The organism is Streptomyces sp. FH025, assembly GCF_017427025.1.
Taxonomy (GTDB): Bacteria; Actinomycetota; Actinomycetes; order Streptomycetales; family Streptomycetaceae; genus Kitasatospora.
Window position 1 is genome coordinate 1 of sequence record NZ_JAFLNG010000211.1, and the last position, 11,071, is coordinate 11,071.

The window sequence follows — 11,071 nt, forward strand, 5'->3', positions numbered from 1 at the left end:
AGCCTGGCAGACCGCTGCCCGCCCGTCAAACGAACCGGTTCGTTAGGAGTGTTCGCTAGGATCGGCGCCATGGCGTACGACTCGAGCGCAACCAGGGAACGCATCCTCGCGGCGGCGGCGGCCGAATTCGCCGCGCACGGCGTCGCGGGCGCCCGGGTGGACCGCATCGCCGCCCAGGCCCAGGCCAACAAGCGGGCGATCTACGACTACTTCGGCGACAAGGCCAGGCTGTTCGCCGCCGTCCTCGAACACCTGCTGGCCGACCTCGCCCAGGCCGTCCCGCCCGGCGACGACGACCTGCCCGCCTACGCCGAACGCCTCTTCGACTACCACCGCGCCCACCCCGAGGCACTGCGCCTGCTGATGTGGGAGGCCCTCGAACTCGGCGACCAGCCCGTCCCGGGCGAGGCGGACCGCACCCGCCACTACGAGGACAAGCTGCGCGCCGCCGGAAGCGACGACGCCGCCCGCACCCGCCAGGGCAGCGCCATCGGCCTCCTGCAAGGCGGACTCATCGGCGGCATCCTGCTCGCCCGCACCTTCGGCGCCGTCCTGGGCGAACACCTCGGCTGGCGCGCCCCCTACCTGGTCGCCGCCGCCCTCACCGCCCTGCTCACCACCACCGGCCACACCGTCGAGGACGCCCCGACCCGGATCGCCTGAAACCGCCGGGACCGGAGGATGACGGCGCGGCTCCACCGATCGGTCGGTCCCCGGCCTTGACCTCGACGGCGGCGGGGGCCTGAGGACGCACCCGCCGCCGGTTCGACGAGGACCGGGGCTCAGCCGTTTCTCGGCGGCTGGACGACGCACACGGCGCTGCCCAGCATGCTGCCGAAGCCCCCGAGCAGGGCGCTGGTCACGGCCTTGCAGGCGGCGGCCTCCTGCGGGGTGGTGGGACCGTTGGTGCCGGTGTTGCTGGTGCTGCTGATGCTGTCGGCGGCGGCCGACTGGGCGAGGGCGAGCGGTGCGGCGAGCAGCAGGGCGCAGCAGGCGGTCGCCAGCGCGGAGTTCGTCCTGGACATGGGGAGCCCCTTTCAGACGGGAGGAAACGGGAGGAGTCGGGAGGAAACGGGACCGGCGCGAAGCCGAGCCATCCCTACCCGAACGAGCCGGCGCGATCACGGAGCCTGGGCCATCCGTGAACGTGTCCGCATCAACCGGTCTGGACCTGTTCCGACCACAGGCCCCGCCACCCGGGGCATTCGCCCGTTCACGATCACGTAACCGGCCGGAAGCGAGCCGTCGGTAGCGTCGGCGGCATGACGGCATCACGCACTCGCCCGGAACGGCTCTGGCACCGGCCCTTCCGCAGGTCCGATCGCAGGTGCGCGGCGCCCGACGGCCAGGCCACCCGGCTGCCCGCGCTCACCGACGGCCCGTACCGCCTCGCCCGCCCGCACCCGTCGGCGGTCCGCCCCGCACCCGCCGGACCCATCGGCCCGGACGCCCACGCCGCCGGGGCGGTGTCCCGGCTGTCCCTGCCGGACGGGACCGAGCTGCTGCTGCGCCCCGCCGGACCGGCCGACAAGGCGGAGGCGCTGGCGATGCACGGCCGCTGCTCCCCCGGGGCGCTGCGGCTGCGCTACCACGGGCCGGTCCGCGACGCCGACCGCTACCTGGACCACCTGCTCGACCCCCGGCACGGCCACAGCCTCGCGGTGGCCGCCCCCGACGGCCGGATCCTCGCCCTGGGGCACCTGATGTGGGACGACGGCGAGGCCGAGCTGGCCGTGCTGGTCGAGGACGCCTGGCAGCGGCGCGGCCTGGGCCTGGCCCTGCTGGAGCGGCTGACGGCGGCGGCCCGGACGGCCGGGATCGGCACGGTGTACGCGGTGACCCACGCCGGCAACGCCGGGATGATCGCCGCGATGCGCGGGCTGGCCGCGCCCCTGGACGTCCAGGCCGAGGACGGCACCCTGGTGATCACCGCCACGCTCACCGGGGGGCCCGCACCCGCCTCCGCGCCCGCTCCGGGCCGCTGATCAGCTCTTCACCACATCCTCACGGAGCACTCCGGGAACCCGACGACCACCGCCGAGCGTCCTGAGTCGGTGAGCGGTCCCTCCGTACACCGCCCTCCTTGACGGACTTTCAGCGGCCCCGGCGACCGCGTCGCAGCAGGCGGCACGGGGTCCGGATCGTCCGGACGGGCGACGGAGTCGGTAGGCTGACCCCGTCCCCGCCGCCCGACGGCCCGTTATCCGGCCACCGGGTGGTGCCGCAGCAAGGAGGAACCACTGAGCATGGCAGGCACCGAATCGGAGCCCACAGGCGCACGCGACGCCTCGCTGCCGGCCCGCGCCAAGATCGCGGTCACGGCCGGCCGGGTAGCCGCCGCCGTGTCGCGCAAGGCCGGACGCGGAAGCGGCTCGGTGATCGGCGGCAAGGTCGCCCTCAGGCTCGACCCCGATCTGCTCGCCACCCTCGCCGACCACCTCGACGTGGTGCTGGTCAGCGCGACCAACGGCAAGACCACCACGACCCGCCTGATCGCCGAGGCGCTGCGCGCCGCCGGCCCGGTGGTCTCCAACGCGCTGGGCGCCAACATGCCGGCCGGCATCACCTCCGCCCTGGCCGGTGGCACCGACGCCCGCTTCGGCGTGATCGAGGTCGACGAGAAGTACCTGGCGACGGTCGCCCGCGACACTCGCCCCAAGGCGATCGCCCTGCTCAACCTCTCCCGCGACCAGCTCGACCGCGCCGCCGAGACCCGCATGATGGCGGAGAAGTGGCGCGAGGGCCTGCAGAACACCGAGGCCGTGGTCATCGCCAACGCCGATGACCCGCTGGTGACCTGGGCCGCGTCCTCCTGCAAGAAGGTGGTCTGGGTGGCCGCCGGACAGGCGTGGAAGGAGGACGCCTGGTCCTGCCCCGCCTGCGGCGGCGTGATGCAGCGCCCCGGCGACGACTGGTTCTGCCAGGAGTGCGGCTTCCGGCGCCCCAACCCGCACTGGGCGCTCCAGGGCACCCACGTGATCGACCCCCAGCGCGGCGCCTGGCCGATCCAGCTCCAGCTGCCCGGCCGGGCCAACCTGGCCAACGCCACCAGCTCGGCCGCCGTGGCCGCGGTGTTCGGCGTCTCCCCGCAGGTCGCGCTGGAGCGGATGCGCTCGGTGACGGCCGTCGCCGGCCGCTACGACGTGGTCCAGTACCAGGGCCGGGACATCCGGCTGCTGCTGGCCAAGAACCCGGCCGGCTGGCTGGAGACCTTCTCGCTGATCGACGGCCCGCCGGCCCCGGTGATCCTCTCCGTCAACGCCCTCGACGCCGACGGCACCGACACCTCCTGGCTGTGGGACGTCGACTACGAGCGCCTGGCCGGGCACCCGGTGTTCGTGATGGGCCAGCGCAAGCTGGACCTGGCCGTCCGCCTGGAGGTCGCCGGGCTCCAGTTCCACGTGGTGGACACCCTGGAGCAGGCCGTCCGGATGGCCCCGCCCGGCCGGATCGAGGCCATCGCCAACTACACCGCCTTCCAGCAGCTGCGGAAGGTCGTGGCCGGCTGATGCCGCGCCCGCACGCCCCTCTTTTCGTGACGGAAGGCCTTCGAGGATGAGTGAGAGCAGCCTGCGCGTGGTCTGGGTCTACCCGGACCTGCTCAGCACCTACGGCGACCGCGGCAACGCCCTGGTCGTGGAGCGCCGGGCCCGCCAGCGCCATCTCAACGTGACCCGGATCGACGTCCGCTCCGACCAGGCGATCCCCACCAGCGGGGACATCTACCTGATCGGCGGCGGCGAGGACCGCCCGCAGCGACTGGCCGCCGAGCGGCTGCGCGCCGACAGCGGCCTGGTCCGGGCCTCCGAGAACGGCGCGATCATCTTCGGCGTGTGCGCGGGCTTCCAGATCATGGGCCACGAGTTCATCAACGACCTCGGCGAGCGCGAGCCGGGCCTCGGCCTGCTCGACGTCTGGACCACGCGCGGCGAGGGCGCCCGCTGCGTGGGCGACGTGCTCGCCGACGTCGACCCGCGGCTCGGCCTGCCGGCGCTGACCGGCTTCGAGAACCACCAGGGCGTCACCCACCTCGGCCAGGGCGTCAAGCCGTTCGCGAACGTCACCGTCGGCCGGGGCAACGGCACCGGCGACGGCACCGAGGGCGCCTGGCGGGACACCGTCTTCGGCACCTACCTGCACGGCCCGGTGCTGGCGCGCAACCCCGCCGTGGCCGACATGCTGATCAAGCTGGCGCTGGACGTCAACGCCCTGCCGCCGGCCGACACCACCTGGTACGACGCGCTGCGCGCCGAGCGCATCGCCGCCACGACGCGCCCCGCGTAGTCCCCCGGATCCGCCCCGCCGGGTGACCGCCATGCGGTCACCCGGCCCGCGGACGGCCCCGGACGTACCACAATGGGGCTGCCGGCTGCACACCCTCCTCGGCAGCAGGCTGCACTTCCACGCGGGGGCGCCGACGGCGCCGCTCCCGCGTCGGCTCCTGCCCGGCCGGACCAGGGGCCGTATGCTCGACTTCACGGCCGGTTCCGGACGTTCCGTCCGGATTCGGCCGGTTCCGTCACCCACGGTCGCCTCCCCCGCCCTCCCGGTGCGGGAGCGCTCCGCCACGGTGTCGGCTCGTCGTCCCAGCCTGTAGTCCGGCCGTTCCTCGGTTCTGCTCGGGAGTTGCAAAGTTCATGCGTATTGGAGTGCTGACCAGCGGCGGTGACTGCCCCGGCCTGAACGCGGTGATCCGATCCGTGGTCCACCGGGGGGTGGTCGACCACGGCGACGAGATCATCGGGTTCGAGGACGGATGGCGCGGTTTCCTGGAGGGCCACCACCGCCCCCTGACCCTGGACTCGGTGAGCGGCATCCTGGCCCAGGGCGGCACCATCCTCGGTTCGTCCCGCGTCCAGCCGAGCCACCTGCGCGACGGGGTCGAGCGGGCCAAGAAGTACTGCTCCGACCTCGGCCTGGACGCGGTCATCCCGATCGGCGGCGAGGGCACCCTGAAGGCCGCCAAGCTGATGAGCGACGCGGGCCTGCCGATCGTCGGCGTGCCGAAGACCATCGACAACGACATCGCCGCCACCGACGTGACCTTCGGCTTCGACACCGCCGTCTCGGTCGCCACCGAGGCCCTGGACCGACTGAAGACCACCGCCGAGTCCCACCAGCGGGTCATGGTCGTCGAGGTCATGGGCCGGCACACCGGCTGGATCGCGCTGAACGCAGGCATGGCGGCCGGCGCGCACGCCATCGTCGTCCCGGAGCGCCCGTTCCACATCGACAAGCTCACCGCCGTGGTCCGCGAGCGCTTCGACCGCCAGAAGAAGTTCGCCATCGTGGTCTGCGCCGAGGGCGCCAAGCCCGAGCCCGGCACCATGCACTGGGAGGAGGGCACCAAGGACATCTACGGCCACGAGCGCTTCACCGGCATCGCCACCCAGCTCTCCCGCGAGCTGGAGCACCGCCTCGGCAAGGAGGCCCGTCCGGTGATCCTCGGCCACACCCAGCGCGGCGGCACCCCGACCGCCTACGACCGGGTGCTCGCCACCCGCTTCGGCTGGCACGCCGTGGAGGCCGTCCACAAGGGCGCCTTCGGGCACATCACCGCGCTGCAGGGCACCGACATCAACCTCGTCCCGCTGGCCGAGGCCGTCGCCGAGCTGAAGACCGTCCCGCAGGAGCGCTACCTGGAGGCCGAGACGGTCATCTGACCGCCCCGCCCCACCGCGGAGCCCCCGGTCCGTCCGACCGGGGGCTCCCGTACGCCCGGGTGGGCGTTCCGGGGGCCGCCCGGCTAGCGTGGCCGAAGACGCACCGGCCGGGAAGGCGCACTGGAGGAAGGACAGCCGATGGAGATCCTCGCGTACGGGGTGCAGGCCGACGAACGGCCGCTGCTGGAGCATGCCTTCGCCGGCCGCCACGCGCTGCGCTGCCTGGACGTGTTCCTCAACCGTGACACCGCCCCGCTGGCCGCCGGTTACCCGGCCGTCAGCAGCAGCGTCAACGCCGTCCTGGACGCCGAGACGCTCGCCGTCCTCGCCGCCGGCGGCACGAAGCTGATCGCCCAGCGCTCCACCGGCTTCAACAACATCGACCTCGACACCGCCGCCGACCTCGGCCTCACCGTCGCCCGGGTCTCCCAGTACAGCCCCTACTCAGTTGCTGAACACGCCTGGGCTCTGGCGCTGGCCGTCAACCGCCGTCTGACCCGCGCCACCAACCGCTCCCGCGAGTTCGACTTCCGACTCGACGGGCTGCTCGGCCGGGACATCCACGGCATGACCGTCGGCGTCATCGGCACCGGCAAGATCGGCGAGTGCTTCGCGCGGATCGCGGCCGGCTTCGGCACCACCCTGCTCGGCTGGGACATCGCCCCCAACCCGGCGTGCGCGGAACTCGGCATGCACTACACCGAACTGCCCGAACTCCTCTCCCGCGCCGACCTGATCAGCCTCCACGTCCCCCTGGTGCCGGCCACCCACCACCTCATCGACACCGCCGCCCTGGCCCGGATGAAGGACGACGCCATCCTCATCAACTCCAGCCGCGGCGGCCTCATCGACAGCGCCGCCCTGGTCGAGACCCTCCGCACCGGCCGCCTCTCCGGCGTCGGCCTCGACGTCTACGAGGAGGAGACCGGCGTCTTCTTCACCGACCGCTCCATCCACGGCATCACCGACGACACCCTCGCCCGCCTCGTCACCTTCCCCCAGGTCCTCGTCACCAGCCACCAGGCCTACTTCACCCACACCGCCGTCGGCCAGATCATCGACGCCACCGCCCGCAACATCGACGACTTCGCCGCCGGCCGCACCAACGAGAACACCCTCGTCCCCAAGACCTGACCCCCAGGAAGCCGGACCGCCCCGACGCCCACGGGCCGTGAGGCACCGTCAGTCCGAGAGCGTTCGTCCAAATCCGCACTGTCGAAGAAACGACCACCACGGACTCTTGAACGAGGTCCAGTCGTACCCAAGCTGCACCAGACCGGCCTCGACGAACTGCCGACTGTCCTCCGCCAGCCCCTGGAGTCGGCGGACCCGATCATCATGGGACATTGAGACCACGAAGCAACCAGGAAGGTCAGGAACCCATCGCCCGCGGCGATGTCCCCCGTCGCCGTGGCCGAGTGGCGGGAGCGGCTCACCTCCGACCGGAGTGTCCGACCGGAGGGGTGAGAGGCTGCCCGGAGGGCCGGCCCGCAAGCGGGCCGGCGACGTCAGGGTCCGAACTCGTCGAGGCATTGCCCCGCCTCATGAGAGGGCGGTCAGCGCCTGCGCGGCGAGCATCCGTTCCAGGGCCAGGAGGGCGCGCGGGGCGTGCCGGGTGTCGATGCGGACCGTGTAGATGAAGCGCGTCAGCTCCGGGTCGGCGAGGGGGCGCGCCACGACCTGGGTGCTACCCGGGGGGAGGGCCAGCTGCGGCATGACGGCGACGCACAGGCCTGCGGACACGAAGCCGAGCACGGTGTTGAAGTCGTCGCCGTCGTATTCCAGGCGGGCCTGGAAGCCCGGTGTCTTGGCCATCTGAGCGAGCAGTTCCAGGCGCAACGCGGCCTCCGGAGCCGCTATCCAGGTCTCGGCCGCGAGGCCGGCCAGGTCGATGACGTCCCGGTGGGCGAGGTGGTGGTCGGCCGGAACCACCGCCACGACCGGGTCCCGTGCGACCAGCGTTCGGCGCAGCCCCCGGGGCGGTGGCATCGGGATGAAGTCATAGTCGTAACTGAGGGCCAGGTCCATGTCTCCCCGTTTGAGCCGGCCGTAGCCGGCTTCGGGCTCCACTTGGGAGAGGCTGACCTGCACATCCGGATAGGTCGTGTGAAGCTCTGCCAGCGCCTGCGGGACGATGCCGGCGGCGGCGGAGGCGAAGGCGCCGAGCCTGATCCGTCCGGCAGTGCCCGCACGCATGGCGTCGAGTTCCACGGACGCCGCCGCCAGTGCGCTTCGGACGCGCTGTTCGGCGTCGAGGAGGACCATGCCGGCCGGGGTGGCGCGTACGGGGCGGCGCTCGATCAGGATGAGGCCGGCGCGGCGTTCGAGTTCGGCGATCTGTTGCGAGACGGCGGGCGCGCTGTAGCCCAGCTCGCGTGCGGCGGCGGTGAAGGAGCGGTGGCGGACCACGGCCTGAAGAGTGGCGAGCAACCGGGGGTCGAGTTTCTGCACGGAGTTAAGGCTCACTTATCTGTCGCGAAGATGTCTTTTCTTGTGCTTAAGCATGAACGGCAGCAGGATTCTTGCTCGCGGCCCGGATGCGCAAGCCTCCACCCCCGGGTCCGCGACCCACCACCTCCCTCGTCGGGCGCGTTCGTGCGCCCGCAGGGCCGTGCACCCCCTCTTCCGTAGCCCTCCTGACCCCGCGTCCGTCGGGCGGGTGGGCTACGGAGGAGACGGCCGTCGACGATCGACTCCCGCCCCTGAAAGGAAGTGGTATGCCCAAGCCACTCATCGGACTGACCACCTACCTCGCCGACGCTCAGTGGGGGGAGTGGGAGCTGCCCGCCGCGCTGCTGCCCGCGGCGTACATCAGCTGTCTCCAGGCGGCGGGCGGCCGCGTGGTCCTGCTGCCGCCGGACGCGCCGGAAGCCGCGGCCGATGTCGTCGCGCGCCTGGACGCGATCATCCTGACCAGCGGCGAGGACGTGGATCCCGCGCTGTACGGGGCGCGGCCGCATCCGTGCACGGGACCGCCGGTCCGCGAGCGCGACCAGTGGGAGTGGGCCGTGCTGACCGAGGCTCTCGCGCGTGACGTACCAGTGCTCGGAGTGTGCCGGGGAATGCAGTTGATGAACGTGCACGCAGGCGGAACCCTGATCCAGCACCTCCCCGAAACGGTGGGTCACCACGGGCACAACCTGCACGGCGGCCACTTCTCCCCCCATGCCGTCACCACGGTGCCGGGGACGCGGATCGGCGCACTCCTTCCGGGGACCCGCCAGGTCGCCACGCACCATCATCAGGCGGTGGACTCCCTCGGGGCCGGCTTGATCGTGGGCGCCCGCACGGCGGACGGCACCATCGAGGCGGTCGAGAGCACCCGGCACCGCTTCGCGGTCGGCGTGCAGTGGCACCCCGAAGTGGCTTTCGATTCGGCCGTGGTGCACGCCCTGGTGGCCGCCGCCAGGTGGGCTCCGAACCCCGCTCCGGGTCGCATCGCCGAGAGCGAGAGCAAGGTGCGCATCCGGCGGGGTACACCGGAGGTCACTCCGTCGACCCCGGTGTCTTGACACCGCTGTGCTCCGATCCCGGCGACTACGCGGCCGGCGACCTCCTGGAAGTGCGCCGGCAGGTCGAGATCCCGGTCGCCGGACACGCGGCGCTGCGCCGGACCCCGGAGGACCTGGACCACCTGGCCCACCTGCTCGACCGGATGGAGCGGGAGACCGACACCACCGCGTGGGTCGCCCTGGACACCGTGTTCCACCTGGCGGTGGCCGAGGCCTCCAGCAACCCGGTGTTCCACCGGGTGATCGAGGAGATCCGTGACGCACTGGCGCGTCAGTCGCCCCTCCTCAACGAACTCGGCGGTCGGCGCGAGCAGTCCGGCTGCGAGCACCGGGCGATCGTCGAGGCCCTGATCGACGGTTCCGAGCCCGACGCCGTCGAGGCGATGTCCCACCACCTCCACCGCGTGGAGGCCCCCCTCACCGACATCGTGCGCCCCCAGCGCGCGGACACCTCAAGAGAAGGCAGAGCCGAGGCGTGAGCGAGCATTTCCTCAAAGACGAGAAGCGCCCCACGACCCGTCACGTCGACGCCGGCGACACCGGCTACAGCAAGTCCCTGAAAGCCCGGCACGTCAACATGATCGCCATCGGCGGTGCCATCGGCACCGGGCTGTTCCTCGGCGCGGGCGGACGGCTCGCCGATGCCGGGCCCTCCCTGTTCGTCGCGTACGCCATCTGCGGCGTCTTCGCGTTCCTCGTTGTGCGAGCGCTCGGCGAGCTGGTCCTGTACCGCCCGTCCTCCGGCGCCTTCGTGTCCTACGCCCGGGAGTTCCTGGGGGAGAGGGGCGCGTACACCGCAGGCTGGATGTACTTCCTCAACTGGGCGACCACCGGCATCGCCGACATCACCGCCGTCGCCACGTACACCCACTACTGGCACCTGTTCTCCGACGTCCCGCAATGGGTGATCGCGCTCATAGCCCTGGCCGTGGTCCTCACCGTGAACCTCATCTCGGTGCGGATCTTCGGCGAACTGGAGTTCTGGTTCGCCATCGTCAAGGTCAGCGCCCTGGTCGTCTTCATGGGCATCGGGATCTTCCTGCTCGTCACCCGACACCCTGTCGACGGCGCCGTACCCGGTCCGTCCCTGATCACCGATAACGGCGGCATCTTCCCCAACGGCCTGCTGCCGATGCTGCTGATCATCCAGGGCGTCGTCTTCGCCTACGCCTCCGTCGAACTGGTCGGCGTGACGGCCGGGGAGACCGAGAACCCCGAGAAGATCATGCCGAAGGCGATCAACTCGATCATGTGGCGCGTGGGCCTGTTCTACGTCGGCTCGGTCGTCCTGCTCTCGATGCTGCTGCCGTGGAACAAGTACACCTCCGGCCAGAGTCCCTTCGTGACGGTGCTCTCCCACATCGGTGTCCCGGCGGCGGGCAGTGTGATGAACCTGGTCGTCCTCACCGCGGCGATGTCCTCGCTCAACTCCGGCCTCTACTCCACCGGCCGCATCCTGCGCTCCATGGCCGTCAACGGATCGGCCCCGCGTTTCACCGCACGGATGAGTCGCACCCAGGTGCCCTACGGCGGCATCCTGCTCACCAGCGGCATGTGCGTCCTCGGTGTCGGCCTCAACTTCGTGGTCCCCGCCGACGCGTTCGAGATCGTGCTCAACCTCGCGGCCATCGGCATCATCGCCACCTGGGGCATGATCATGGTCTGCCACCTCCTGTTCTGGCGGAAGACCACGGCCGGCGAACTGACCCGCCCCGGCTACCGCCTGCCCGGCTCGCCCTGGACCGAACTCGTGACGCTGGCCTTCCTCGCTGCCGTCCTGGTCCTCATGTACGCCGACGGCGGCGCCGGACGCACCACCGTGCTGTGCGTACCGCTCATCGCTGCGGCACTCGTCGCCAGCTGGTACGCGATCCGCGGGCGCATCGCGCGCACCGC

Annotated in this window: 10 protein-coding genes and 1 pseudogene; 9 read left to right on the forward strand and 2 right to left on the reverse strand. The window is 71.7% G+C overall.

Going from position 1 to position 11,071, the window contains the following annotated elements; translation table 11 throughout:
* Nucleotides 1-69: 69 nt before the first annotated feature.
* Entirely contained in the window at nucleotides 70-663 is a 594-nt protein-coding gene (locus J0670_RS39250) for a TetR family transcriptional regulator (RefSeq protein WP_243437123.1), read from the forward strand.
* A gap of 119 nt (nucleotides 664-782) precedes the next feature.
* On the opposite strand, the gene J0670_RS17015 is transcribed toward J0670_RS39250, so the two are convergent.
* Nucleotides 783-1,025 carry a hypothetical protein gene (locus J0670_RS17015; protein WP_207812448.1) on the reverse strand — a complete coding sequence of 81 codons (243 nt, stop codon included), beginning with the start codon at nucleotides 1,023-1,025 and terminating at the stop codon, nucleotides 783-785.
* A gap of 237 nt (nucleotides 1,026-1,262) precedes the next feature.
* Here J0670_RS17015 and J0670_RS17020 point away from each other — a divergent pair, with 237 nt between their 5' ends.
* The 5 genes from J0670_RS17020 to J0670_RS17040 all read left to right on the forward strand — a co-directional run bounded on the left by J0670_RS17020 (nucleotide 1,263) and on the right by J0670_RS17040 (nucleotide 6,797).
* The gene (locus tag J0670_RS17020) at nucleotides 1,263-1,985 is read left to right on the forward strand and encodes a GNAT family N-acetyltransferase (RefSeq protein WP_207812449.1); all 723 of its coding nucleotides are present in this window, start codon (nucleotides 1,263-1,265) and stop codon (nucleotides 1,983-1,985) included.
* Between the two features lie 261 nt (nucleotides 1,986-2,246).
* Nucleotides 2,247-3,509, forward strand: a complete 1,263-nt coding sequence (locus J0670_RS17025; protein WP_207812450.1) for a MurT ligase domain-containing protein — start codon at nucleotides 2,247-2,249, stop codon at nucleotides 3,507-3,509.
* 46 nt (nucleotides 3,510-3,555) lie between these two features.
* The gene (locus J0670_RS17030; protein WP_207812451.1) at nucleotides 3,556-4,284 is read left to right on the forward strand and encodes a type 1 glutamine amidotransferase; all 729 of its coding nucleotides are present in this window, start codon (nucleotides 3,556-3,558) and stop codon (nucleotides 4,282-4,284) included.
* A 353-nt stretch (nucleotides 4,285-4,637) separates the two neighbouring features.
* A complete protein-coding gene (locus J0670_RS17035) occupies nucleotides 4,638-5,663 on the forward strand; it encodes a 6-phosphofructokinase (protein ID WP_207812452.1) in 1,026 nt (341 codons plus the stop codon).
* Nucleotides 5,664-5,801: 138 nt separating this feature from the next.
* The gene (locus J0670_RS17040; protein ID WP_207812453.1) at nucleotides 5,802-6,797 is read left to right on the forward strand and encodes a 2-hydroxyacid dehydrogenase; all 996 of its coding nucleotides are present in this window, start codon (nucleotides 5,802-5,804) and stop codon (nucleotides 6,795-6,797) included.
* A 408-nt stretch (nucleotides 6,798-7,205) separates the two neighbouring features.
* On the opposite strand, the gene J0670_RS17045 is transcribed toward J0670_RS17040, so the two are convergent.
* Complete coding sequence (locus tag J0670_RS17045; protein WP_207812454.1) at nucleotides 7,206-8,114, reverse strand: LysR family transcriptional regulator; 909 nt, start codon at nucleotides 8,112-8,114, stop codon at nucleotides 7,206-7,208.
* A 266-nt stretch (nucleotides 8,115-8,380) separates the two neighbouring features.
* On the opposite strand from J0670_RS17045, the gene J0670_RS17050 reads away from it, so the two are divergent.
* The 3 genes and pseudogenes from J0670_RS17050 to J0670_RS17060 all read left to right on the forward strand — a co-directional run.
* Nucleotides 8,381-9,175, forward strand: coding sequence for a gamma-glutamyl-gamma-aminobutyrate hydrolase family protein (locus tag J0670_RS17050; protein WP_207812455.1), 795 nt, complete (start codon nucleotides 8,381-8,383; stop codon nucleotides 9,173-9,175).
* Nucleotides 9,176-9,189: 14 nt separating this feature from the next.
* A pseudogene (locus J0670_RS17055) lies at nucleotides 9,190-9,654 on the forward strand (FadR/GntR family transcriptional regulator); the annotation flags it as partial.
* The coding region (locus tag J0670_RS17060; protein ID WP_207812456.1) for an amino acid permease at nucleotides 9,651-11,071 on the forward strand (1,421 nt) is incomplete at its 3' end. The pseudogene J0670_RS17055 and the gene J0670_RS17060, both read left to right, overlap by 4 nt.